Raw genomic sequence first — 23,496 nt, 5'->3', positions numbered from 1 at the left:
TTTACCTCACCTTGAGCAGGTCCAGGTACTCCCTGGAGAGCTGCCCGATCTCGGAATCCGGGGCCAGACGCACAACATCCTGAAACGCGTTCCTGGCCGCTTCGGCGTTTTTGAGCTTCATCTGCGCTAGCCCCATGTGGTAATGGGCGCTCGCGTAGGTCGGCGCAAGCCTAAGCGCCTTCTGGTACTCCTCTACGGCAAGCTCGGTCTTGTCCATGGCGAAGTAGACGCGTCCGAGGTTCAGCCTGGTACGGGGATCGTTGCCGTTTTTGCCGACCTGGCCGCGCAGCACCTCAAGGGCATGGGGGTAATCCCCCTTCCCGAGGTAGGCGAGCCCCAGGTTTATGGCGGCGTTGTCCTGTCCCTGGTAGAAGATGTCGTCCTGCACCACCTTGAACTGGTTGATGGCGTCATCCCAGCGCTTCATCTCCAGATAGTTGACGCCCAGGTTGTTGCGCGCATCGGAGAAGTTCTTCCTGAGGGAGACCGCCTTCAGAAACTTCTCCTCGGCGAGGTCGTAGTGTCCCTTGCGGAAATAGGCGAGCCCCAAAAGGTTCAGAAGTTCGGGGTCTTTTGGCGTGAGCTTCTCGGCGGCGGTCAGCTCCTTCAGGGCGCCGGTGAAGTTGCTCTCGGCATAGAAGGACTGCCCCATCTGGAAGTGGTAGACGGCCAGGTTCCTGTCGGCCTGACTCAGGGCGCACCCCGAGGCGAGCAGGACGGTGACGGCAAGCATGAAGAACGTGGGACGATTCATATACCTCACAGGAAACCCGCGAAATTGCACCAGGAAAAATTAACAGATGTGGTGATCGTTGTCAATGAGAAGCCGGTAATCGGCGGCGCTCCAGATGCGGCGCTACAGCTCACCTACGCCCTGAAAATGGGTCATGTTCTTGAAGCTGCGGTAACGCGCCTCGATCTCGGGGTAGCTGAGGGTCTTCAGACGTTCGAGGCTGAAGTCCTCCACGTTGAAGGAGGCCATCACCGAGCCGAAGATGACGGCCTGACGGATCCCCTCCTCGGAGAGGTTACCGGTGTTGGCGAGATACCCCATGAAACCGCCGGCGAAGGTGTCGCCTGCGCCGGTCGGGTCGAAGACCTCCTCGAGCGGGAACGCGGGGGCGGCAAAGACCGAGTGCCCGTTGAACATGAGCACCCCGTACTCGCCGCGCTTCACGATGAGGTTCTTCACGCCGAGGCCTATGATGGCGCGGGCGGCCTTTACCAGGTTCGCCTCGCCGGAGAGCTGGCGTGCCTCCCCCTCGTTGATGATCAGGAAGTCGACGCGGCTGATCACCTTTTTGAGCGCCTCAGGCTTCGAGGAGATCCAGAAGTTCATGGTGTCGCAGGCGACCACGCGCGGGCTCTTCACCTGGTTCAGCACCTCCATCTGCAGCTCGGGATCGATGTTGGCGAGGATCAGGTACTGCGCGTCCGCATAAGCTTCGGGGATCACCGGCTTGAAGCTCTCGAACACGTTCAGGTGGGTTTCCAGGGTCTGCGCCTCGTTCAGGTCGTAGCCGTAGCGCCCCTTCCAGTGGAAGGTTTCGCCGGGGACCCGGGAGAGGCCGGTAAGATCGATGTTGCGCGAGGAGAGAAAGCGGGTGTGCTCCTCAGGGAAGTCCTCCCCGACCACGGCCACGAGGTTCACGTCGGTGAAGAAGCTGGCGGAAGTGGCGAAATAGGTGGCGGAGCCCCCAAGGACGCGGTCTCTTACCCCGAACGGGGTCTCTACGGAATCAAGTGCGACGGAGCCTACGACAAGTATGCTCATGAAAGCCTCCGGTGTGGTGCGGGATGGGGTGCGACTGCGGATAAGAAGAAGCCGCCGGGAAGCCCCGGCGGCACGTTGTCGTTCTACAGGTATTTCCCGAGGATGAGCTCGAGGTTTTCGCGGGTCTCGACGGGGATGACCGAGGTATCGCTGATCACCGCGTACTTGAGCGCCTCGCCGCAGGCACAGCCGCGGCCGGCGGCAACCTGCGCCACCGCCTGGCGGATGATCTTTTTCGCGGTGGCCACGTTGTTCTTGATGATCTCGATGATAGCCTCCACCGAGACGTCGTCGTGGGACTCGTGCCAGCAGTCGTAATCGGTGGAGAGGGCTATGACGCCGTAGCAGATCTCGGCCTCGCGGGCGAGCTTCGCCTCGGTCAGGTTCGTCATGCCGATGATGGAAGCGCCGAAGGAGCGGTACAGGTGCGACTCGGCGCGGGTGGAGAAGGCCGGTCCCTCCATGCAGACGTAGCATCCCCCCTTGTGCACGGTAGCCCCCACCTCACCGGCCGCCCGGTACAGGATGTCGGAGAGTTCGCCGCAGACGGGGTCCGCGAACTGGACGTGGCCGACCACGCCGTTGCCGAAGAAGGAGTCCTTACGGAAACCGCGGGTGCGGTCGATGAACTGGTCCGGGACGACGATGTGCCCGGGGACGATCTCCTCCTTCAGGCTCCCCACCGCCGAGACGGAGATGATGCGGGTGACGCCGAGCTTCTTCATGCCGTAGACGTTGGCGCGGTAGTTCACCTCGGAGGGGGTGAAGCGGTGCCCCTTGCCATGGCGCGGCAGGAAGACCATCTGTACGCCGTCAAGGGTACCGGTGACGTACTCGTCGCTGGGCCTGCCGAACGGGGTATCCACGGTGACCTGGCTCACCCCGGTCATCCCTTCCATCTCGTACAGTCCGCTGCCGCCGATCACACCGATTACTTCGTTAGCCATAGCTTCCTCCCAGCGTCATTGAATTAATATAAACGGAGCGCCCCTTCAGGCGGCGCTAGTCTGCCTCGTCCTTTTTATCCAACTTCCCCTTCAACTGCCCGCAGGCGGCGGAGATATCCCCACCGCGGCTGGAGCGGGTGATCACGGTGACGTTCTTGTCCAAAAGGTACTTGTGGAACCGGTCGATGCTCTCCTGGGTCGGCGTCCTGAAGCCGCACCCCTCGTGCTCGTTGAACGGGATCAGGTTCACCTTGGAGGGGATGTTGCTGATCAGGCGCACGAGCCTTTTCGCGTCCTCCAGCGTGTCGTTCAGGTCCCGGATCATGACGTACTCCATGGTGATCCAGCGCCTGGAGGGAAGCGGGAACGCCTTGCAGGCGGCCAGGAGCTCCTTCAGGGGGTAACGCCGGTTGATCGGCATGATCTGGTCCCGCACCTCGTCCGTCGTGGCGTTCAGGGAGACGGCAAGGTTCACCGTGCAGCCGCGTCCAAGCTCCGCCATCTCAGGGACGAGCCCCGAGGTGGAGACGGTCACCTTGCGCGTGGAGAGCTGGAAGCCGTCCGGGTCGGTGAGGATCTTCACCGCCGGGATGACGCCGCCAAGGTTGTGCAGCGGCTCCCCCATCCCCATGAAGACGATGTTGTTCACCGGGTGTTCGCGTTTCACCGCGCAAACCTGGTTCACGATCTCGGCGGTGGTCAGGTTCCTGTCAAGGCCGAAGGTGCCGGTCAGGCAGAAGGCGCACTTCATGGCGCAGCCGACCTGGCTGGAGATGCACAGGGTGTTTCTCCCCTCGTCCGGGATGAGTACGCTTTCCACGGCGGAGCCGTCCTTAAGACGGAAGAGGTACTTCCTCGTGCCGTCCGCGGAAGCCTCGACCGCCTCGGGGATGAGGTTGCTGATCTCGGCACGCTCTTGCAGAACGGCCCTGAACTCCTTGGAGACGTTGGTCATCTCGTCGAAGCTCATGGCATCCATCTGGTAGAGCCACTTGAAGATCTGTTTCGCGCGGAAGCGTTCCTTGCCGAGCCCCGAGATGTACGCCTCGAGATCCTGCAGGGTCAAATTCTTGATATCGGTCTTTTCCATGCCCACTTGATACTAAAAAAGCCCTTCTCGCGAAGGGCTCTTGGTCTGTCCTGAACCGGCTTCGGATTAAACCAGTTCCAGCTGGTTGAAGAAATACGGGATTTCGAAGGAAGCGGACTCGGGGGAATCGGAGCCGTGTACGGTGTTCTCCTCGATGCTGACACCCAGGGACTTGCGGATGGTACCTTCCGCGGCGTTGGCCGGGTTGGTTGCACCCATGAGGGTACGCCAGTCGGCGATGGCGTTTTCCTTCTCCAGCACCAGGGTGATCACCGGGCCGCGGGACATGAACGCGCAGAGGTCGCCGAAGAACGGACGCTCTTTGTGAACGTAGTAGAACCCTTCGACCTGGCTCTTGGAGAGCAGGATCTTCTTCATGCCGACGATCTTGAAGCCACCTTCTTCGATCATGGCGAGGACCTTGCCGGTCACGTTTCTCTCGACTGCGTCAGGCTTTATGATGGCAAATGTTCTTTCCATTGTTTCCTCCGAGATTATTTATAGTAGACGACCCATCTAATTAGCATTCCGGCTCCGCCGTTGTCAAGGCAAATGGCCGGATAGAGGTACAAAAAAAGCCCACAGAGCGATCTGTGGGCTTCGCGAAACAGGGCGACCCTGTTTCAGCTTACTTCTTCTCAGCCGGAGCCTGAGCCGGAGCAGCCGGAGCAGCCGGAGCAGCTTCCGGAGCTTTAGCGGAGGACATCGGAGCCTGCGCCGGAGCAGCCGGAGCAGCCTGCTCAGCGGCCGGAGCCGGAGCCTCTTCTTTCTTCTTGCAGCCAGCAGCGAAGGACAGGGCCAGGGCCAGGCAAAGTGCGAAGGAGATCAGTTTTTTCATTGACGATATCACCTCTTTTCTTTTGGATTTACCATTACTGCGCAAAGCGCATGGTTTTTTTCGTACGACAACAAATGGCGAATATACTAGCATTCCTGTAAAAGTCAACACTTTTTAAAGGTGGGGAATGCAAAAAATTATTAACGCCTGTTTTGTAAACTTTTTGATCGGCCAGCGCAAATATGCAAACTCTACAATATTGCGATAAATGCGAAGGAAAGCAACCTACTGCGGATGACTCCTCCCCCGAAACCGGGTCGTGGAGCAACACCCAGGGGAATGAAAAGCGTCCAACAGGTGGCCACGGGAAGACAGCTGCCACGTGTCGCCCTCCGACATCCCCCTCACGGTCATGATCGGGTTTGATAAAGGCGAAAAACGGTGGAAGAAGGGTGCATAGTTCTTGTAAACAGAGACTGAATATATTACTTTAGACCAATCTCTCTCCGCCCCGCGCCGGAGCTACGCCACCAAGGGGGACCCGTGAACGAAACGCTCAATTCCTCAGACAAGAAACTTCTTCTCCATCTGGCCCGCGAAGCGGTAACGTCTACGGTCCAGACCGGAAAACTCAAGATGCAGATGGTGACCGGGGAAAGGCTGCTGGCGCCCCAGGGGTGTTTCGTCACCATCAAGAAACAAGGGGCGCTTAGAGGTTGCATTGGCAACTTCACCTCAGACAAGCCCTTATATCAATTAGTCCAGGAGATGGCCGCCTCCGCAGCAACCAGGGATCCCCGTTTCTACCCGATGAAGGAGGACGACCTGGCTGAGTTCGAATTGGAGATATCGGTGCTCTCGCCCCTCAGCAAGATAGAGTCCCCCGAAGAGGTGGAGGTTGGCAAACACGGCCTGTATCTGGAGAAGAACTTTTCGCGCGGGGTGCTCCTGCCCCAGGTAGCAGTGGAGCACAAATGGGATCGCGAGACCTTCCTGATGCAGACGGCGCTGAAGGCCGGTCTGAAGAGAGACGACTGGAAAGAGGGAGCCGATCTTTACGTCTTTAGCGCCCAGGTGTTCGCAGAACAGTGATGCAGATATGGGGCCGCCCCACCGGCGGTCCCACCTTCCCCACCTAGTTTTAGCCTTAGCTTTAGCCCTAACCTACCCCTGTCCTCGCCGAGTCCATCACTCCCATCACTCCCATCACTCCCATCAGCCATCAGCCATCAGCCGAGCCGCCAGCTAAAAAAAAAGGGGGCGCAAACGCGCCCCCTTCCTGTTCAACTTTGCCGTTAAGCGGCGAATTACATCTTCCTGCCGCCCTCTGCAGCCCACTTCTCGAGCATGTCGGTGGTAACGGACTTCGGACGCTCGATCGCGTAACCAAGGCCGCGGTCCCAGGTGATGTTCGCCATGCAGCCAAGGGCACGACCAACACCGAACAGAACGGTGTAGAAGTCCCACTCCTTGAGGCCGTAGTACCACTGGATGACGCCGGACTGCGCATCGACGTTCGGCCAGGGGTTCTTGGTCTTGCCGTGCTCGGTGAGAACGCCCGGGGCGGTCTCGAAGATCATGGCGACCAGTTTGAACAGCGAGTCGTCCTTGAGGCCCGGAGTCTTGAGGCAGAACTCACGCTGCGCGGTGTAGCGCGGGTCGGTCTTCCTGAGAACGGCGTGGCCGTAGCCCGGAACAACCTGGCCTGCGTTGAGGGTATCCCAGAGAGCCTTGGTGACGTTCTCTTTGGTCGGCTCGGCGCCGTTGAGTTTCTTCTGGAACTCCATGATCCAGCCGAGAACTTCCTGGTTGGCAAGGCCGTGCAGCGGACCGGCAAGGCCGTTCAGGCCGGCGGCGTACGCGTAGTACGGGTCGGAGAGAGCGGAGTGCACCAGGTGGGTGGTGTGAGCCGAGACGTTGCCGGACTCGTGGTCGGAGTGGAGGATGAAGTACATCCTTGCCACGTCCTTGTACTGCTCGCTCTGACCGATCATGTGGGCGAAGTTGGCGCCCAGGTCGAGTTTCGGATCGATGGCGATCTGCTTGTCACCGCGATACTTCAGGTTGTAGATGAAGGCTGCGAGAACCGGGATACGTGCGACGATGTCGCTTGCATCCTCGTAGACGTACTCCCAGGCATCCATCTTGTTGAACTTGCCGCCGCTGTAGAAGGCAGCGAACTTGGACTCCTTCTGCATGGCCATGATGCCGACGGAGAGCATGACCATCGGGTGGCTGTCTCTGGGCAGCGAGCGCACGACGGTGTACACGTACTCGGGCACCACCTGACGGGTCTTGAACTCGGCCTCAACGGCGGCAACCTGCTCCAGGGTCGGAACCTCGCCGGTCAGCAGGAAGTACCAGAAGGACTCGACCGTCGGGTACTCGGAGCCTGCCGCCTTCGGCAGTGCTTCGAAGGTCTCGGGGATGGTCTTGCCGCGGAAACGGATGCCTTCCTGCGGGTCGAGGTAGGAGATGTCGGTGACGAGCGACCTGATGTCGCGGGCGCCGCCGATGCACTGGCCGATGTCCACCTTGTCGATGATGACGGAGCCGAACTCTTTGGTCAGCTTGGTGATACGGGGGCGGTGTGCCTGGATCTTCTCAAACAACTTCTCTTTCAATTGCGTCATGTGCCAGATCTCCTTTTCTGTTGGGGTTGAGGTACATACTGATCGAGTTAACTGATCAAATCGCCCGCGGACACCGTGCCTTTTGACACTGACTTTCGGCCGGTTGCGTGAGGTAGGTATACTGTATACAAAGATTTTTCAAATGTATACCATTGAGCCGACTCAATTTCAATACAAAAAAATCCCGTTTTACTATTTTGCATACATTTTAATCCAACCTAGAGCAGTACCAGTTCCTGATTTGAGAAAGTGAGTCGTTTAAGCCCCTGTTCTGACAGATAAAAGGAATTTTCTATGCCAACGGCGCCCTCCCCGGGAAACACCAGTTTCGGCTCAAAGGCGAAGGCCATCCCCACCTCCAGGGTTTCCTCATCGAACCCTCTGGCGATGAACGGATATTCGTCGATCTCGATGCCGAGACCGTGCCCGATGAATGATATCTGGCAGCCCGGGGTGCCCATGAACGCGTCGGCGTATCCCATGGCATGGGCACGCTCAAGACAGGCGCGATAGATACAGCCCCAACTGGCGCCCTCGACGGCCATCTCCATCATCAGTTCCTCGATGCGGAGCATGTCCTCGTACCCCTTCCGCATCCGGTCCGAAACGGAACCGATAGCGAAGATCCTGGTCTGATCCACCAGGTAGCCGTCAAAACAACTTGCGAAATCCACCACCACCGCTTCGTCGCGCCGAATCCTGTTGTAGCTCGCGCCGTGGCCGAACGCCGGGGTAAGCCCCATGCCGCCCAAGGCAGTATTGGTGCAGGCGGGAGCGGCGGCATCGGCACCGGAGAGGACCTGTACGCCGGAGATCTCCCCGTTGAAGGCCCGCATCCTTACATACCCCTGGTGTCCCTCGACGCGCATGACATGTTCCAGCTCGGCGGCGAGATCAACCTCGCTCATACCCTCGCGGATCACCTCCCGCGCGCGACGGTAAGCCTTGTCGGCCTGACCGGCCGCGTCCTGCAGAATGTGGATCTCGTAGTGGGTCTTGCACATGCGCACGCGCCGGATGAGAGGCGTGGCGTCCATGGGCTTTGCGTCGGGGAAAAGTGAAAGGTATCTGTGGTAGAGATTGACCGGCAGGACGTCGAGTTCAAGACCCAGACGCTGCGGCGCACAACCGCCGTGCTCGGCGATCAGGGAGGGGAGCCGGTCCAGCGAGGGAAGCGGCACCACATTTTCCAGGGCGCTCTCCATGCGTGCGCGCATGAAGTCCCGGCGCACGAGGTAGATCGGTTTTCCTGAGACGGGAAGGTAGAGGACACCGGCCTGAACGGTACCGGTGAAATAGAAAAGGTCGGCGTTTTGCACCATGAGGACCGCGTCCATGCCCGCGGCCGCCATCTCGACTTGCAGTTTCCTGTAACGGTATTCCAGTTCGTTCTTCGGCGTAAGCCGCATATCCCCTCCTCTCTCCTCATGATGCTCATGAGGAGAGAGGCAAAGATAACTCACAATCTGCGCCGCGTCAACCCTTGCACACCAGTAAGATCAAGGGGTTATTAGCGAATCTGCAGTAAAGATCAGACATTTTCCTCAAGCTGCAGTTCGCGTATCGCCATTTCGCGCAGCTTGAATTTCTGGATCTTGCCGCTTGCCGTCATGGGATAGGAGTCGACGAAGCGAACGTATTTCGGAATCTTGTAGTTGGCGATCCTACCGCGGCAGAATTCCTTCACCTCTTCCTCGGTCATCTCGCACCCCTGCTTGAGCACCACGGCCGCCATGACCTGCTCGCCGTACTTTCGGTCCGGCACGCCGTAGACCTGGATGTCAGAGATCTTCGGATGGGTGTAAAGGAACTCCTCGACCTCCCGGGGATAGATGTTTTCGCCGCCGCGGATGATCATGTTCTTGATCCGCCCGGTGATCTTGCAGTAGCCGTTTTCGTCCATGACCGCGAGGTCCCCGGTGTGGAGCCAGCCATCCGTGTCGATCGCCTTCGCGGTCTCTTCGGGCATCTTGTAATACCCCTTCATGACCAGGTATCCCCGGGTGCAGAGTTCGCCCTGCTTGCCCGGCGGGAGTTCCGCGCTGGTTTCGATGTCGACGATCTTCAGCTCCACGTTGGGAAGCACCCTGCCGACGGTGGAGACCTTAAGCTCGATCGGGTCATCGGTGCGGGTCTGGGTGATGACCGGCGACGATTCGGTCTGACCGTAGGCAATGGTGATTTCGCTTGCGTGCATATCGCGGATGACGCGGCGCATCACCTCGATCGGGCAGTTGGAGCCGGCCATGATGCCGGTCCTAAGCGAGGTGAGATCGAACTCCTGGAAACGAGGGTGTTCGAGTTCGGCGATGAACATGGTCGGAACGCCATGCACCGCGGTGCAGCGCTCCTTCTCAATCGCCTGCAGCACTTTCAGGGGGTCGAAGATCTCCACCGGGACCATGGTAGTGCCGTGGGTGACGCAGGCCATGACCCCTAAAACGCAGCCGAAGCAGTGGAAGAAGGGAACAGGGATGCAGAGGCGGTCATTTTCGGTGAAGCGCATGCACTCACCGATGTTGAAGCCGTTGTTGATCACGTTGTGGTGGGTCAGCATCACCCCCTTCGGGAAACCGGTGGTGCCCGAGGTGTACTGCATGTTGATCACCTCGTTCACGTGCAGGGTTGCCTCCACGGCCGCGAGTTCGGCGTCTGACACATCGCGCCCCAGCTCGACGATCTTCTCGAAGTTGATCATCCCGTCAGGGGCTCCATCCCCAATGAAGACGACGTGCTGCAGACAGGGAAGTGTCGCGTTTGAAAGCTCACCGGGCTTGCTCGTCGCAAGCTCCGGAACCACGCTCGACAGCGTTTCGACGTAGTTGGTATCCTTGAACCCCTGCACCATGAAAAGAACGCGCGAGTCGGACTGCCGAAGGAGGTACTCGAGCTCGGCGGACTTATAGCTTGTATTGACGGTAACGAGCACCGCCCCGATTTTCGCGGTGGCGAACTGCAGGGTCACCCACTCAGGGACGTTGTAGGCCCAGATCGCCAGGTGATCGCCCTTTTTCACCCCTAAGCGCAAAAGCCCCTTCGCCACTTGGCGACAGCGCTCATTAAACTCGCGCCAGGTGTAGCGCAGGCCGCGCTCGACGTAGATCAGCGCCTCGTTGTCGGGAAATTTGCCCGCTATGTCGTCCAGCAAAGCTCCGACTGTCAGATTGATCTCTTGCGTCATGGGCACCCCCTGTGTTTCACCGTATCAAACGGTTGTTAAAACCGAAAAAAGTCATTATAAAAAAAAGGTTTGTCCAATTAACATAGGCACCTGCGGCATGTCAAGATTTATGGCTCGTCAGCCTGCTGCTTGTTTGAGCAGGGAAAGGACCATGCCCGAAACAGGCACCACTCCGGCGCAAAAAAAGCTTGACACGATTTTCCATCGCCACTCCGCCACTTTAGGGTAAGTCATTGAAATCATTGGCACTATGTTTGGAACGTCGTTCGCAGCAACCTGATTATTTTTTAGGCAAAACGCAGAGACCGCCAATTTAAAAAGCATTTCTCCCTCCTTCAACGTCTTTTCCACAGCGCTTTCCACAAAAGGTGTGGAGCGGGCCGGAAAACCTCATTTTTACGCGGTCGAACGGGCAGTTAAACGGGAGGGGAGGACTCGGGCCCTCTTCACCAGGAGCCGGTTATGCCGTAAACACCAAAGACGCATAGCCTTGGGGAGAAGCCTATTCAAACAGGGATGAAGGGGATACAGGGGATAAAATCATAAACCTTTCTCACGCAAAGGCGCAAAGGCGCAAAGACAAGCAGAAACGAAAGATTTTGGTTTAACCCCAAAGTCTTTTGTCTTGGTACATCCCTTTTATCCCATTCATCCCTGTTAAATGGTTTCCTCGTTTTTGATTATCTTTGCGACTTTGCGGCTTGAGTGAGCAAAGCGAACGGGCGTGAGATGCTTACAGGTTTTGGTTCACGACGTTTTGAGGGGAACCTTCGAGGAAGGCGGCGATGTTTTGCGCCGTAGTCGCCATGAGCCTTTGGCGGGCGGCCATGGTGGCCCAGGCGATGTGCGGGGTGATGATGCAGTTTCTTGCGGTGAGAAGCGGGCTGTCGTCAGGGATCGGCTCTGAGGCGGCAACGTCCACGGCGGCTCCGGCGATGACGCCACGGTTCAGGGCATCGGCCAAGTCCCCCTCGTTTACAAGCCCGCCCCTCGAGGTGTTGATAAGAAGCGCGTGGCGCTGCATGAGCGAGAGAAGCTCCGCGTTCACCATACCCGCATTATCCTCGGTAAGCGGACAGTGCAGGCTTATCACGTCGGAACGACCAAAAAGCTCGTGAAGCTCGACCCATGTAACAGGAAATCCACCGGGTGCGGCACGGTGACGCGGGTTGTACGCGATGACCTGCATGCCAAGGGCATGTGCGACGGCCGCGACGCGCGCACCGATGCGTCCGAGCCCGACGATCCCGATCGTCCTGCCGCAGAGTTCGGTGAGCGGCTCCCCGACGAGGGTGAAGTCCGCCGAGCGGGTCCAATCCCCCCTGTGAACCGCCTCGCTATAATGCGCCACCCGGTTCGTGAGCTCCAAAATCAGGGCGATGGCGTGCTGCGCCACCGAATCGCTGCCGTACTCCGGCACGTTCACCACCGGAATGCCAAGCCGCGCCGCGGCCGCCAGATCCACCACGTTGTAGCCGGTAGCAAGGACACAGATAAGCTTAAGCTCGGGGAGCAGGGCCAGGGTAGCTGCCGTGAGCGGCGTCTTGTTGGTGAGTATGATCTGCGCGCCGCGGGAGCGCTCCGCAACAAGATGCTCCGGGGTGCGGTCGTGCACGGTGAGTTCGCCGAAAGCAGCGACCTCGTCCCACGGGTTGTCACCGGGGTTCAGGGTGTGTCCGTCCAGCACCACGATCTTCATGACCACCTCACTCAAAACCGATTCAAACAGGGATAAAGGGGATAAAGGGGATAAAGGCACAAATCTTTGTCACGCAAAGACGCAAAGGCGCAAAGACAAGCACAACAAAAGATTCTGGTTTAACCCCAAAGTCTCTTTTTTTTAAAGGTTTTATCCCTTTCATCCCATTCATCCGTGTTAAATGGCTTTCGGGTTTTACTTTGCGACTTTGCGACTTTGCGTCTTTGCGTGACAGAGATTTTGTTGTCTTTGTTTTGCTTTGCGTCTTTGCGCGAGCCGGGTTTTGGTTAAAGGTTTTTTTCAACCACGACGCCGCCGGAAACCACGAACTTAACCGCGTCCTCCACCGTCATGCCGCAGTCCTCGACCTCGTCCTCATGGAAAAAGAGTGCGAATCCGGAGGTCGGATTCGGCATGGTCGGCACGTACACCACAACCATCCTCTCGCCGTCATGCTCGACCTCAGCGGTCACGAAGCCGACGGCACGCACCCCCTTTCGTGGCCACTCAACGAACACGGCACGACGATAGGAGGTCTTGCCGTCCTTGAAAACCTGGGTGAGCTGCTTACTGGAGCCGTAGATCGACTTCACCAGGGGGATGCGCGAAAAGAGATCGTCCCACCACCTGAGAATCCTCGTTCCCATCACGTTGGTGGCGAGAAGCCCGGAAAGGTAGATGACGATCACCCCGGTCAGCATGCCAAGGCCGGGGATATAGGTGTGGTCGTTGATCAGGGCGGTGAGCAACGAATCAAGGTACGACCCGAGGATGCCGTCCGCGAAGTTGAACAGGAACTTCAGAATAAAAATGGTGATGCCCAGGGGAACGACCACGAACAGGCCCGTGATGAAGCGCCCCTTGAAATGTTTGATGAGTTTTTCCATTGTGCCTCCTATCTTCCGTTTGCGTTATGCTACAAAAGCGGCCGAAATGTCAACGGTGTTCCCCACCGTAGCGATGTTCATTCCTTAATCCCGGGGAAGAACCGTTTCTGGCAATCGCTGTTCTTTCTTGCTGAGAACGGTGGCCTTAGAGCTCCCCCCTTTGCGAAGGGGGGACGGGGGGGATTTGATTGTCATCCATTGGTTCTAATCGGTTGAACGGAGTCGCTTCCCTCACGGGCAAGTTGTTCGTTATCTGTCATTTGCTATTGCAGGGTGCGTGATCGCAGCAACAGCAGGCGCTTGTATGGTCCGGCCACGGCAAATCCCCCCTGCCCCCTTCGCAAAGGGGGGAACGCTAGGTTCAAGGACGGCGCTTCGTAGCTCATGTATTGGCCTCCCCGGAATTCTTGACAACTAACGACGCAAAAACTACAGTAACAGTCGCCGTTTCATCCCGAAAACTAGCAAAGGCCCACCTGGATGCTGAAAAAAGGTTTCGTCATATCGGCCGTCGCCGCCATCCTCGCTTCCCTCTTCTTCCTGGCACCGCTTCTTGATAAGGAAGAGCGTGCCCGCCGCAGCGAGGCGGAATACCTCGCCATGTTCAAGGAAGTGGTGGACATCGTCAAAGAGAGCTACGTCGACAAGGTCGATGACAAAAAGCTCATGACCGGCGCCATCAACGGGATGCTGGCCGCGCTCGACCCGCACAGCGTTTACCTTCCCGCTTCGGACTTCTCCGAGATGAAAGTGCACATGGCCGGCGCCTTCGGCGGCGTGGGGATCGAGCTGGACATGCGTAACGGCAAGCTCATGGTCAACGCGCCTATCGAGGACACCCCGGCCTTCAAGGCAGGCATCCTGTCCGGCGATCACATCGCCCTCATCGACGGCAAGCCGACCAAGGATCTCCCCATCAACGAGTGCGTCAACCGGATGCGCGGCACCCCGGGGACCACGGTCACCCTGACCATAGAGAGAGAGGGGGCCGCAGCGCCGCTCACCTTCCGCCTCACCCGCGCCATCATCAAGACCAAGAGCCTCAAGGCCCGCCTCGTTGCGCCAGGTTTCGGCTACGTCCGTATCGCGGAGTTCCAAGAAAGGACCGGCGAGGACTTCGAGAGAGCCCTGAAAACCCTGGCCGCGGACAACGGAGGACCGCTCTCCGGTCTCGTGCTCGACCTGCGCTACAACCCGGGCGGACTCGTGGACCAGGCCTACCGTGTCGCCGACCGTTTCATCGGCGAGGGGCTCGGCAACGGCGACATCGTCAGCACCAGAGGGCGCGAGCCCGGGATGACCAACACGCTAACCGCCACGATAGGGAAGAAGGAGCCGAACTACCCGATGGTGGTGCTCATAAACGGTGGCAGCGCGAGCGCCTCCGAGATCGTCGCCGGCGCGCTGCAAGACCACAAGCGCGCCGTGATCATGGGTACGCAGAGCTTCGGCAAGGGAAGCGTGCAGTCGGTGATGACCCTCAACAACGGCGATGGGCTGAAGCTCACCACCGCACGTTACTACACCCCGAACGGGCGCTCCATTCAGGCCAAAGGGATCACCCCCGACATCGTCGTCGAGTTCGCCACAAAACCGGCGCTCAATAAGGAGAAGGAGGCCGATGTCCGTGAGCGGGACCTGGACGGGCACATGGAGGAGGTCCCCGAGGCGGGGCATCCGGCCCCGGCGCCGCCGAAAAAAACCGCGCCGCGGCAACTCCCCTCCCGCAGCAACGGGAAGAGTCCGGAGCTCAGCAATGAAGAGCTTCTGCAAAAGGACAATCAACTCGCTCGCGCCCTCGACCTGCTGAAAGGAGTCAACGTCCTGCAAAAGAGCGCCGGCCGTTGATGGTATCCGGCAGCAGCAAGACGTCCGGCAGCCCCAACCTGCTGGTCATCCTCGGAGCCACCGCCTCGGGAAAGACGCGGCTTGGGGTGCAGTTGGCCGACAGGTTCGACGGTGAGATCATTTCAGCCGATTCGCGCCAGGTCTATCGCGGCATGGACTTGGGCACCGGCAAGGACCTGCACGAGTACGAAGGCATCCCCTACCACCTGATCGACATAGCCCCTCCCGGCTCCGAGTTCAACCTGTTCCAGTTCCAGCGTTACTTTCTCGCTTGCTTTGCCGAGATCTCAGAACGCGGCAAACTGCCGATCCTGGTGGGTGGGAGCGGCATGTACCTCGACTGCGTGCTGCGCGGCTACCGCCTGGCCGAGGTTCCGGAAAACCCTGAGCTGAGGGACGAACTTGCGCCGCTTTCCATGGAAGAGCTTGCCGAGAGGCTGGTCCGCGCCGCCCCCACCCTGCACAACACCACAGATCTTACCGAGCGCAGCCGTCTCGTGCGTGCCATCGAGATCGCCGAGCATAATGGCGAGGCAAGTGAGCCGTGGCCCGACATCGTGCCGTTCACCATCGGTATCCGCTGGGATCGAGCCGTGATAAGAGAGCGGATCACCCGCAGGCTCAAGGAGCGCATGGAAGCCGGGATGGTCGAGGAGGTGCGTCGTCTGCACGAGGCAGGGACGAGCTGGGAGCGGCTCGAGTTTTACGGTCTGGAGTATCGCTACCTCGCCCGGTACCTAAAGGGAGAACTCTCCCGCAATGACATGTTTCAGAAGTTGAACGCCGCGATCCACGATTTTGCCAAGAAGCAGGAGAACTGGTTCAAAAAGATGCAAAGCCGTGGTACCGAGATCAACTGGGTCGGAGGCGCCGGGGACCCGCTGAACGAGGCACTCGAACTGCTGCAAAACCGTTTCAAACAAAACCGATCTGAACAAGGATGAAGGGGATAAACGGGATAAAAGCATAAACCTTTGTCACGCAAAGACGCAAAGGCGCAAAGACAAGCACAAACAAAAGATTCTGGTTTACCCCCAAAGCCTTTCTTATCTTGATTATCCCTTTCCGCCACTTTATCCCTGTTAAATGTCTTTCAGGTTTTCCTTTGCGTCTTTGCGTCTTTGCGTGACACCAGATCTTGTTTTAGATGTTATCCCTTTCATCCCTTTCATCCCCTTCATCCCTGTTAAATAAGCCTTTTTTTTGATTTTCCTTTGCGACTTTGCGTCTTTGCGTGAACCGGTTTAAGCTTCTGTTTTGCTTTTTACTTCGGGTTTCATGTTAATTATTGACGTATTCGGTGTGGTATGTTACGACAAAAAGACATGAAACCAGGGAGGGAACCGATGTTCACAAGGTTGAAATCAGACATAAAGGCAGTCTTTGACAGGGATCCGGCGGCAAGAAGCGTGCTCGAGGTGATCTTCTGTTATCCGGGACTGCACGCTCTCTGGTTCCACCGGGTGGCACACTGGTTCTGGGTCCACGACTGCTACTTCCTGGGACGCCTCACCTCCCACTTCGGGCGCTTTTTCACCGGCATCGAGATCCACCCCGGTGCGAAGATCGGCAAAGGCTTCTTCATCGACCACGGCATGGGCGTCGTGATCGGCGAGACCGCCGAGATCGGTGACAACGTGACCCTGTACCACGGCGTCACCTTGGGCGGTGTCAGTTGGGAAAAGGTGAAACGTCACCCCACCCTGATGGACAACGTCGTCATCGGCTCCGGTGCAAAGATCCTCGGCCCCTTCACAGTGGGAAAAGACAGCAAGGTCGGCTCCAACTCCGTCGTCGTAAAGGAAGTCCCCCCCAACTCCACCGTCGTCGGCATACCCGGGCGCGTGGTAATGGCCACCGAAAAGCCGCAGGACCGTCTCGACCTTGAGCACGGCAAGATGCCGGACCCCGAGGCGAAGGCGATCTCCTGCCTCTTCGACCAGATCCGCGAGCTGGAGAGGAAGTACAACGCCCTCGCCGCCGAGCACGAAGCGCTCAAGAAGAAACTCAGCTAAAACCGATTCAAACAGGGATGAAGGGGATGAACGGGATAAAGGCATAAAACCTTTGTCACGCAAAGACGCAAAGGCGCAAAGAAAGCAGAAATTAAAGAGACTTTGGTTTAACCTCCGAAGTCTTTTGTCTTTGGTTTATCCCCTTCATCCCCTTCATCCCTGTTAATATGCTTTGCGACTTTGCGTCTTTGCGTGACAGGAGCTTTTAGGTTTATCCCATCCCCCCCTGCATCCCTGTATTAGTTCTTTTTTTCTTTTCGTCTCAGCTCCTTTGCGTTACAAATGTTTTTTGGCCTTATCCCCTTCATCCCCTTTATCCCTGTTAAATATGTATTTTGAGGTTGCATGAACAAGAAGATAGCCATCACCACCCTCGGCTGCAAAATCAACCAGTTCGAGTCTGCCGCCATGACCCAGGCCCTCGAGCAGCAAGGGTACAGCTTCGTCCCCTTCACCGAAAAGGCCGATATCTACGTCATCAACAGCTGCACCGTCACCGCCAAAACCGACGCCGAGTCGCGCCGCCTGATCAGACGCGCCTCCCGCATGAACCCGGAGGCCCGCGTCGTGGTCACCGGCTGCTACGCCCAGATGGCCGGCGACGATCTTCTGAAACTCCCCGGCGTTAACCTGATCCTCGGCAACACCGAGAAGAAAGACATCGTCGGCTTCATCGAGGGGTTGAAGGACGAGCCGCAGGCGGTGGTGAGCGACATATCGAAGGAGAGGTCGAAAGAGAGAACGCCGCTGGAGAGCTTCGCCGAGCACACCCGTGCCTTCCTGCAGGTGCAAAACGGCTGCGACGCCCGTTGCGCATACTGCATCGTCCCCTATGCGCGCGGCGCTTCGCGCAGCGTCGCCCCGCCGGAAGCGCTCGAGGGTATGGCCGCGTTTGCAGCGAAAGGGTTCCGGGAGATCGTGCTGACCGGGATCCATCTCGGCGCATACGGCCTCGACCTCGACCCGCCGACCGACCTTTTGGGCCTTATGAAGCTTGCCGAAGAGCAGGGAGTGGTGCAGAGGCTGCGGGTAGGCTCGGTGGAGCCGACCGAGGTCCCCGCCGAGATGGTCGAGTTCATGTCCACTTCGAAAATCGTCTGCCCGCACCTGCACCTACCACTGCAAAGCGGCTCCGACGGCGTGCTGTCCCGTATGAACCGCGGCTACGATACGAAGCTTTTCCGCAGTGTCGTCGATGCGCTGGTCGCAGCCATCCCCGACGTATGCATCGGCTCCGACGTGATCGCGGGCTTCCCCGGGGAGACGGACGAGGAGTTCGCCGAGACCTTCGCGTTCATCGAGTCGCTCCCCCTCGCCTACCTCCATGTTTTCCCATTCTCGCAGCGTCCCGGCACCCCCGCCGCCACCATGGCCGCCCAGGTGCAGCCGAAGGTGATCAAGGAGCGCGCCGAGAAACTAAGGCTCCTCTCCGAGCGGAAGAAGGCAGAGTATGCCGCCAAGTTCGTGGGACGTGAACTACAGGTACTTGTGCAAAAAGACGATGGAGGGCGCAGGGGGCTTGCCAGGAATTACCTGACCGTGCAGATCGACGGAAGCGAGGAAATGGTGAACCGTGAGGTGAACGTAGCGATCACCGGCACCAAAGGCGGGGAACTGATAGGCAGGATAAAAGCGTAAACCTATTCAAACAGGGATGAAGGGGATAAACGGGATAAAGGCGTAAAACCTTTGTCACGCAAAGCCGCAAAGGCGCAAAGACAAGCAGAAACAAAAGAATTTCGGTTTTACCCCCAAAGTCTTTTGTCTCTGGTTTATTCCTTATCCCTGTTAAGGTTTTTCAGGTTTTCCTTTGCGACTTTGCGTCTTTGCGTGACAGAGAATTTTGCCTTGGTTTTACCCCTTTTATCCCCTTCATCCCTGTTAAATAAGTCTTTGTCTTGGTTTTCTTTGCGTCTTTGGGTGACAGTTTTTAGTGGTGTGCCTGGATGAATTCCGCCACGCGCTGCACGTCGCCGGTATCCCGGAACTCCCGGTAACCGTCGATGCCATCCTCATCGAGCCCGCGGTAGTAGCGCGGACGCTTCGTCTTAAGCCCGGCAAGCAGTTTCGCCGTGGCGTAGTCCTCACTCTCCATGTCCCGCGCCGCGAACTTGAGCTGCAGCACGATGCTGTAGCCAAGCTGAAACAACCGCTTCAATTCCTCCTCGACCAGGATGCGCGCCGCCACCTCCTCATCACCGGCAGCGACCTTCTCCAGCGCGATGTTCAGGTAGCCGCACACCCGGTGCATCACCGCGAGCATCGACTCCGGCTCGTGGAACGCCTCTCCTTCCGCGACGAGCGCACTGTTCACGAGGTAATTCAGCTCCTGATAGACGATCTCCGAGTCTGCGCGGTTCAAGGCGCGTGCGAAGAGCGTCCCTTCGTCGGCGGCGACCGGAAGAAAGTGCCCCCCCTCCCCTGCCGGGACAAGCTCTTTCCCTCCCTCCAGCTGGAAATGGTCCGGATGCACGCGGGCGTAGATCGATAGCGCCTCGTCAAGCGGGGGGAATCCCAGGTCCTGCAGCCTTCCGGTGCGAAAACGCTGGCACTGCTCCTCCATCTCCAGGTCGACATCCCCTTTCACCCCTTCCATAAGCGCCGTATAGAGCGGGTTGTCCAACTTGATCAGCATGGAGAGAAACGAGCCGATCAACTGACTGTGCTGCGGTTTCTTGAAGGTCACCATGAACACGCCGTCGAAGGTGTGGTCGTAATCCGCCAGGCGCTCCTCGTCGTTGTCCTGATCGCCGATACCACCGCCCACCACGATTTCACGGCTCAGCAAGAGCTGCAAAAGCTCGAAGTCCAGATGCTTCAGCAGTTCGTGGACGCGCGGCTCGCCCCCTTCCATGAAGTAGGTAAGCCAGTGGCAGGCGCGATCCTCTGAGAAAGTCCAGCCCTCCCAGAGTTCCATGTCGAGGATGAAGACACACTGCTCCGCCGAAGCAAGACGCAGGAGTTCCACCGCGTCGGCCTCGCCCACTTCTTTGATGAGCCAGAAGAACTCCTGCGACTCCAGAGAGGCGGCGAGTCTTCTTGCATCGGAGTCGGCGAGGATCAGGTCCATCTTTTCCTTGCCGGATTGCGTTTTCAGGTACTGGGTTTTCTGCTGAAGGGAAAGTGCCTGGAAATCAGCTTCCGAAAGTCTGACTGTTACTGCGTGGTTCTTATCCGACATAGTGGGTGACAACTCCTATCATTTTAGATGCATCAAAAAAGCGCCTCACGCCCGTTCGCTACGCTCACTCAAGACGCAAAGTCGCAAAGTAAAACAAAAACAAAGGCTTATTTAACAGGGATGAAGGGGATGAACGGGATAAAAACAAGACCCAAATCCACTGTCACGCAAAGACGCAAAGTCGCAAGGTTAAAGCATAAACGGCAAACACAAAAGATTTTGGTTTAAACCTAAAGCTTGTCTTTGCTTTGCGTCTTTGCGGCTTTGCGTGAAAAAGGGTTGTAAGTCTTTATCCCCTTTATCCCCTTCATCCCTGTTCGAATCGGTTCAAAGGATTCCTTTGCGCATGGCCTTCTTGTAGCCGCAGCTTCGATGCAGCCACTTCAACTCTTTTACGAGTTCCGGGGTCAGCTGCACGCACTCGGGAAAGACCTTGAAGCGCTTCTTGTAGATCTTGCAGCGCCTGGTCGTTATATCCAGATACCGGCAGGGAGTCGAGGTGAACAGGATCCTGCCGTCCTCGTCCTCTATCTTCTCAAAGCAGCAGAGCCCGCACTGCTCGCACAGAGCCTCCCACTGCGCCTGGTCCATCTCATGCCCCGACATGTTACCTTCCCTTCCTTTCAAACCAACAATCTCTGTCACGCAAAGACGCAAAGTCGCAAAGAAACCTAAGACAAAGACTATTTAACAGGGATGAAGGGGATGAACGGGATAAAACCTAAAAGACAAAGGATTTTGGTGTTAAACCTAATTCTTTTTGTTCGATTTGACCGTCTTTGCGCCTTTGCGTGAGGAAAAGGTGTGTGCCTTTATCCCCTTTATCCCCTTCATCCCTGTTTGAATCGGTTTTGTGCAGTTATTCGTCGCCCGCCCCGAGGGGGACCACCAGGGAATTCCCCTTGCTGTTGGAGAAACGGACGCTGTCTTCGTAGATCTGTTCGAGCTTGTACCCCTCCACCACGGCACCCTGGCGCAGGGCGTGCCCGTTCACCATGGCAAAACTCGCCTCGCTGCTGTTTTGCCATGCGATCCCGGAAACGCGGATCGCAGGACGAGATTTCTGCGGGGCAGGATCCGGCACCACGGCGGCGACTGCCGCCGCTTCCATGGACGCAGGCTGGAGAGCGGCATTGGAGACCGGACGAACCTTCTGCAAAGGCTGCGTGACCTTCACTGCCGCTTGCTGTTTCGTTGCGGCCGGGGTTGCCGCAACTTTCGCGGTGCTCCGAACCGGCTTTGCGGCTAAGGCCGGGGGAGTGGACTGCGCAACCGGTTTGGCCGAAGTTTTTGCGACGGGTTCCCCAGGTTTTGCCGCAACCGGTTGTTGCACCGGTTGCTGCTTTTCGGCTACGGGGTGCTGCACCGTCTTGGCAGGAGCTTCTGCGACAGCCGGACGCGCCGGTTTTTCCGCGACCGTAGTCGGACGCGTAAAGCCGCCCATCAAGGCGTAGGTGACGATAGCAGCAACGGAGGCGCCGCCAAGCGTCCAGGCCGGCAGAAGCCAGGCAGGACGCCGATCCCGTCCCCTGCCAATGCCGCCGCTTGCCGCACGTCTCGGCCTTTGCGACTCATCGACCTTCTCTAAAGCCTTCAAAATAGAGCTCATACACTCCTCTATATACCAGTTCTGTCACGCCAGTTCGCTGCACTCACTCAAGACGCAAAGTAGAGCAAATAAAAAAACAAAGGCTATTTAACAGGGATAAATGGGATGAACGGGATAAAAAGCCAACAGGCTTTGGGTTTAAACCAAAATCTTTCTTTTGTTTTTGCCTCTCTTTGCGCCTTTGCGTCTTTGCGTGATAAAGGTTTTATGCCTTTATCCCCTATATCCCCTTCATCCCTGTTTGAATATGTTTCTTCCGAAGACGCGACGCAACACGTTTGCTGTCGTGCCGTAAGGGGAGAAACCACCCACCTCGGAAACGGCCTGGGCCGCCATCTTGCCGGTGATGGTCCGTGCCTCCTCGGTGAAGCCGATCAACAAAGCCCGGTCACAAACCACGTTCACCAGCCTCGGCACCCCTCCGGAGAAACGGTAGATGCGTTTCATGGCAGCCTTGGAGAACTCCGCGGCGCGATAGCACCCGGCGAGCTCCATGCGATGGTCGATGTAGCGCTGCGTGCTCTCGAAGTCCATGGGAAGCAGATGATAGCGCACGGTGACGCGCTGGTTCAACTGGCGCAGCTCCTTGCGCGCAAGGACCGACAAAAGCTCCGGCTGGCCGGAAAGAACGATCTGGATGAGCTTGTCGGTCTCCGTCTCGAGGTTCGAGATGAGGCGTATCTGCTCCAGCACCTCGGCGGGCAGGTTCTGCGCCTCGTCCATCACCAGCACGACACTGCGCCCCGCCTCTTTCTGCTGAAGCAGAAAGGCGTTCAGCACCTGCAGCAGTTCCACCCGGCTCTCCGATTCCCAGGAAAGACCGAACTCGCGGTTCACACTCTTCAAAAGCTCGAGGTCGGATAGACATGGATTGAAGATGAGGGCGGTGCGGTGGCCCTCCTGGTCGAGCTTACCAAGGAAAGTGCGCAAAAGCGTCGTCTTGCCGGTACCGACCTCTCCGGTCAACTCCACGAAACCCGCGCGATGGTCAACGGCATAGACTAGGTGCGCGTACGCCTCCCGGTGCTGTTCGCTCATGAAGAGAAAGCGGGGGTTGGGAGTGAGGGTGAACGGGCTCTCCCTGAAGCCGTAAAATTCGCAGTACATCGCGGGCATGTGCGTTCCCTTTAGAGGTTGCCGTTGGACGAGGGGGTGAATATAGCGCGAATCTGTTGAGAAATAAAGGGGAAAGGGAGCGTGGACCGGTGCCGTGGGGAAGAGTTATCTAGACATTTGAGCGGGTGCTGCGCACACCATCTTAAAGGGGCCGACAGTCAGCATCGTTCGCCGCCATGTTTTTGCGTGTTATACAAGGCCAGACGCTCCTCCAGACTCAGCCCTTCATTGTTCAGCTCGGTTTCCAATTCGCGCCAAAGTAACTCAGTGCGTTCTTTCATCCTGCGACTTGATTCGCGCACCTCTCGAATAAGGGCCTCTTGCCCCTCAAGAAGGTAATCGAGTTTGCTGCTTATGCTTTCCAAAAGCAGGGTGACTTTATCTCTATCCATGGACAGTCTCGCAGGTTGAAGTACCGAAAAGTGTACAGGCAGGACTATGCCACAGCGCAGCCGTCAACACAAGCGAAGAGCTTCCCCGCTGAGCCTCCATTCCATCGAAGAACCAGGCGAGGCCTTTACGCCCCGTTTTGTGACGGTGCTTACTCCACAGAGTGGCCTTTAAAGCTCCCCCCTTTGCGAAGGGGGGACGGGGGGGATTTGATTTTTACAGCGGTTTCTGCAAGTTTTACGGTTCCATGAGCCGCTTTCCTCCTAGAGGATGCCACCAAGGTTCTGTCATCTATTCCAGGCGCAGCGTGAGCAGTGGCCGCGTCAACAGATGCTGGTATGGTCCGAC

23 protein-coding genes are annotated in these 23,496 nt (G+C 57.8%); 5 read left to right on the top strand and 18 right to left on the bottom strand.

The genetic code is table 11. The features are described from left to right. Position 1: 1 nt before the first annotated feature. The 6 genes from E8L22_RS19125 to E8L22_RS19100 all read right to left on the bottom strand — a co-directional run bounded on the left by E8L22_RS19125 (position 2) and on the right by E8L22_RS19100 (position 4,649). Positions 2-754, bottom strand: coding sequence for a tetratricopeptide repeat protein (locus E8L22_RS19125; protein WP_136526704.1), 753 nt, complete (start codon positions 752-754; stop codon positions 2-4). Between the two features lie 102 nt (positions 755-856). After that, a complete protein-coding gene (locus E8L22_RS19120) occupies positions 857-1,774 on the bottom strand; it encodes a PfkB family carbohydrate kinase (protein WP_136526703.1) in 918 nt (305 codons plus the stop codon). An 83-nt stretch (positions 1,775-1,857) separates the two neighbouring features. Further along, positions 1,858-2,721 (bottom strand): S-methyl-5'-thioadenosine phosphorylase, encoded by an 864-nt coding sequence (mtnP, locus tag E8L22_RS19115; RefSeq protein WP_136526702.1) that lies wholly within the window; start codon positions 2,719-2,721, stop codon positions 1,858-1,860. Between the two features lie 55 nt (positions 2,722-2,776). Continuing rightward, entirely contained in the window at positions 2,777-3,811 is a 1,035-nt protein-coding gene (gene rlmN, locus E8L22_RS19110) for a 23S rRNA (adenine(2503)-C(2))-methyltransferase RlmN (protein ID WP_136526701.1), read from the bottom strand. 66 nt (positions 3,812-3,877) lie between these two features. After that, on the bottom strand, positions 3,878-4,291 hold the full coding sequence (gene ndk, locus E8L22_RS19105; RefSeq protein ID WP_136526700.1) for a nucleoside-diphosphate kinase: 414 nt from the start codon (positions 4,289-4,291) through the stop codon (positions 3,878-3,880). Between the two features lie 148 nt (positions 4,292-4,439). Next, positions 4,440-4,649 carry a hypothetical protein gene (locus E8L22_RS19100; protein ID WP_129126072.1) on the bottom strand — a complete coding sequence of 70 codons (210 nt, stop codon included), beginning with the start codon at positions 4,647-4,649 and terminating at the stop codon, positions 4,440-4,442. A gap of 483 nt (positions 4,650-5,132) precedes the next feature. Here E8L22_RS19100 and amrA point away from each other — a divergent pair, with 483 nt between their 5' ends. Continuing rightward, positions 5,133-5,681: an AmmeMemoRadiSam system protein A gene (amrA, locus tag E8L22_RS19095; RefSeq protein WP_136526699.1), complete on the top strand. Its 549-nt coding sequence runs from the start codon at positions 5,133-5,135 to the stop codon at positions 5,679-5,681. A 215-nt stretch (positions 5,682-5,896) separates the two neighbouring features. On the opposite strand, the gene E8L22_RS19090 is transcribed toward amrA, so the two are convergent. The 7 genes from E8L22_RS19090 to E8L22_RS19060 all read right to left on the bottom strand — a co-directional run bounded on the left by E8L22_RS19090 (position 5,897) and on the right by E8L22_RS19060 (position 12,989). Continuing rightward, a complete protein-coding gene (locus E8L22_RS19090) occupies positions 5,897-7,222 on the bottom strand; it encodes a citrate (Si)-synthase (RefSeq protein WP_136526698.1) in 1,326 nt (441 codons plus the stop codon). A 218-nt stretch (positions 7,223-7,440) separates the two neighbouring features. Then, a complete protein-coding gene (locus tag E8L22_RS19085) occupies positions 7,441-8,631 on the bottom strand; it encodes a M24 family metallopeptidase (RefSeq protein ID WP_136526697.1) in 1,191 nt (396 codons plus the stop codon). A 122-nt stretch (positions 8,632-8,753) separates the two neighbouring features. After that, entirely contained in the window at positions 8,754-10,403 is a 1,650-nt protein-coding gene (locus E8L22_RS19080) for an AMP-binding protein (protein WP_136526696.1), read from the bottom strand. 117 nt (positions 10,404-10,520) lie between these two features. Continuing rightward, positions 10,521-10,754 carry a hypothetical protein gene (locus E8L22_RS19075; protein WP_136526695.1) on the bottom strand — a complete coding sequence of 78 codons (234 nt, stop codon included), beginning with the start codon at positions 10,752-10,754 and terminating at the stop codon, positions 10,521-10,523. A 382-nt stretch (positions 10,755-11,136) separates the two neighbouring features. Continuing rightward, positions 11,137-12,102, bottom strand: a complete 966-nt coding sequence (locus tag E8L22_RS19070) for a D-2-hydroxyacid dehydrogenase (protein WP_136526694.1) — start codon at positions 12,100-12,102, stop codon at positions 11,137-11,139. Between the two features lie 22 nt (positions 12,103-12,124). Continuing rightward, on the bottom strand, positions 12,125-12,406 hold the full coding sequence (locus E8L22_RS19065; RefSeq protein ID WP_136526693.1) for a hypothetical protein: 282 nt from the start codon (positions 12,404-12,406) through the stop codon (positions 12,125-12,127). Next, positions 12,390-12,989, bottom strand: a complete 600-nt coding sequence (locus E8L22_RS19060; RefSeq protein WP_136526692.1) for a DUF502 domain-containing protein — start codon at positions 12,987-12,989, stop codon at positions 12,390-12,392. Before E8L22_RS19060 ends, E8L22_RS19065 begins: the two co-directional genes overlap by 17 nt. Before the next feature lie 480 nt (positions 12,990-13,469). Between E8L22_RS19060 and E8L22_RS19055 the strand changes: the two genes are divergently transcribed. The 4 genes from E8L22_RS19055 to mtaB all read left to right on the top strand — a co-directional run bounded on the left by E8L22_RS19055 (position 13,470) and on the right by mtaB (position 18,490). Beyond that, on the top strand, positions 13,470-14,837 hold the full coding sequence (locus E8L22_RS19055; RefSeq protein WP_136526691.1) for a S41 family peptidase: 1,368 nt from the start codon (positions 13,470-13,472) through the stop codon (positions 14,835-14,837). Further along, the gene (gene miaA, locus E8L22_RS19050) at positions 14,837-15,781 is read left to right on the top strand and encodes a tRNA (adenosine(37)-N6)-dimethylallyltransferase MiaA (protein ID WP_136526916.1); all 945 of its coding nucleotides are present in this window, start codon (positions 14,837-14,839) and stop codon (positions 15,779-15,781) included. The genes E8L22_RS19055 and miaA overlap by 1 nt, the downstream gene beginning before the upstream one ends. A 402-nt stretch (positions 15,782-16,183) precedes the next feature. Then, positions 16,184-16,852 (top strand): serine O-acetyltransferase, encoded by a 669-nt coding sequence (cysE, locus tag E8L22_RS19045; RefSeq protein WP_136526690.1) that lies wholly within the window; start codon positions 16,184-16,186, stop codon positions 16,850-16,852. Between the two features lie 345 nt (positions 16,853-17,197). Beyond that, the gene (mtaB, locus tag E8L22_RS19040) at positions 17,198-18,490 is read left to right on the top strand and encodes a tRNA (N(6)-L-threonylcarbamoyladenosine(37)-C(2))-methylthiotransferase MtaB (RefSeq protein WP_136526689.1); all 1,293 of its coding nucleotides are present in this window, start codon (positions 17,198-17,200) and stop codon (positions 18,488-18,490) included. 292 nt (positions 18,491-18,782) lie between these two features. Here the strand turns inward: mtaB and E8L22_RS19035 are convergent, their stop codons facing one another. From E8L22_RS19035 to E8L22_RS19015, 5 genes are all read right to left on the bottom strand, one after another. Next, positions 18,783-20,033 (bottom strand): DUF6178 family protein, encoded by a 1,251-nt coding sequence (locus E8L22_RS19035; RefSeq protein ID WP_136526688.1) that lies wholly within the window; start codon positions 20,031-20,033, stop codon positions 18,783-18,785. Positions 20,034-20,360: 327 nt separating this feature from the next. Then, the gene (locus E8L22_RS19030; RefSeq protein WP_136526687.1) at positions 20,361-20,639 is read right to left on the bottom strand and encodes a YcgN family cysteine cluster protein; all 279 of its coding nucleotides are present in this window, start codon (positions 20,637-20,639) and stop codon (positions 20,361-20,363) included. 253 nt (positions 20,640-20,892) lie between these two features. After that, positions 20,893-21,642 carry a hypothetical protein gene (locus E8L22_RS19025; protein WP_136526686.1) on the bottom strand — a complete coding sequence of 250 codons (750 nt, stop codon included), beginning with the start codon at positions 21,640-21,642 and terminating at the stop codon, positions 20,893-20,895. Between the two features lie 231 nt (positions 21,643-21,873). Next, positions 21,874-22,758 carry an ExeA family protein gene (locus E8L22_RS19020; protein WP_246044798.1) on the bottom strand — a complete coding sequence of 295 codons (885 nt, stop codon included), beginning with the start codon at positions 22,756-22,758 and terminating at the stop codon, positions 21,874-21,876. Positions 22,759-22,916: 158 nt separating this feature from the next. Further along, positions 22,917-23,150 carry a hypothetical protein gene (locus E8L22_RS19015; RefSeq protein WP_136526685.1) on the bottom strand — a complete coding sequence of 78 codons (234 nt, stop codon included), beginning with the start codon at positions 23,148-23,150 and terminating at the stop codon, positions 22,917-22,919. Between the last annotated feature and the right edge of the window lie 346 nt (positions 23,151-23,496).

This window comes from Geomonas ferrireducens, assembly GCF_004917065.1.
GTDB classification, from domain to species: domain Bacteria; phylum Desulfobacterota; class Desulfuromonadia; order Geobacterales; family Geobacteraceae; genus Geomonas; species Geomonas ferrireducens.
This window is presented reverse-complemented; position numbering and strand designations above follow the sequence as displayed.

Coding starts and splice junctions, on each gene's coding strand:
- E8L22_RS19125 (WP_136526704.1), bottom strand. CDS start 754: ATGAATCGTCCCACGTTCTTCATGCTTGCCGTCACCGTCCTGCTCGCC.
- E8L22_RS19120 (WP_136526703.1), bottom strand. CDS start 1,774: ATGAGCATACTTGTCGTAGGCTCCGTCGCACTTGATTCCGTAGAGACC.
- mtnP (WP_136526702.1), bottom strand. CDS start 2,721: ATGGCTAACGAAGTAATCGGTGTGATCGGCGGCAGCGGACTGTACGAG.
- rlmN (WP_136526701.1), bottom strand. CDS start 3,811: ATGGAAAAGACCGATATCAAGAATTTGACCCTGCAGGATCTCGAGGCG.
- ndk (WP_136526700.1), bottom strand. CDS start 4,291: ATGGAAAGAACATTTGCCATCATAAAGCCTGACGCAGTCGAGAGAAAC.
- E8L22_RS19100 (WP_129126072.1), bottom strand. CDS start 4,649: ATGAAAAAACTGATCTCCTTCGCACTTTGCCTGGCCCTGGCCCTGTCC.
- E8L22_RS19090 (WP_136526698.1), bottom strand. CDS start 7,222: ATGACGCAATTGAAAGAGAAGTTGTTTGAGAAGATCCAGGCACACCGC.
- E8L22_RS19085 (WP_136526697.1), bottom strand. CDS start 8,631: ATGCGGCTTACGCCGAAGAACGAACTGGAATACCGTTACAGGAAACTG.
- E8L22_RS19080 (WP_136526696.1), bottom strand. CDS start 10,403: ATGACGCAAGAGATCAATCTGACAGTCGGAGCTTTGCTGGACGACATA.
- E8L22_RS19070 (WP_136526694.1), bottom strand. CDS start 12,102: ATGAAGATCGTGGTGCTGGACGGACACACCCTGAACCCCGGTGACAAC.
- E8L22_RS19060 (WP_136526692.1), bottom strand. CDS start 12,989: ATGGAAAAACTCATCAAACATTTCAAGGGGCGCTTCATCACGGGCCTG.
- E8L22_RS19055 (WP_136526691.1), top strand. CDS start 13,470: ATGCTGAAAAAAGGTTTCGTCATATCGGCCGTCGCCGCCATCCTCGCT.
- miaA (WP_136526916.1), top strand. CDS start 14,837: ATGGTATCCGGCAGCAGCAAGACGTCCGGCAGCCCCAACCTGCTGGTC.
- cysE (WP_136526690.1), top strand. CDS start 16,184: ATGTTCACAAGGTTGAAATCAGACATAAAGGCAGTCTTTGACAGGGAT.
- mtaB (WP_136526689.1), top strand. CDS start 17,198: ATGAACAAGAAGATAGCCATCACCACCCTCGGCTGCAAAATCAACCAG.
- E8L22_RS19035 (WP_136526688.1), bottom strand. CDS start 20,033: ATGTCGGATAAGAACCACGCAGTAACAGTCAGACTTTCGGAAGCTGAT.
- E8L22_RS19030 (WP_136526687.1), bottom strand. CDS start 20,639: ATGTCGGGGCATGAGATGGACCAGGCGCAGTGGGAGGCTCTGTGCGAG.
- E8L22_RS19025 (WP_136526686.1), bottom strand. CDS start 21,642: ATGAGCTCTATTTTGAAGGCTTTAGAGAAGGTCGATGAGTCGCAAAGG.
- E8L22_RS19020 (WP_246044798.1), bottom strand. CDS start 22,758: ATGCCCGCGATGTACTGCGAATTTTACGGCTTCAGGGAGAGCCCGTTC.
- E8L22_RS19015 (WP_136526685.1), bottom strand. CDS start 23,150: ATGGATAGAGATAAAGTCACCCTGCTTTTGGAAAGCATAAGCAGCAAA.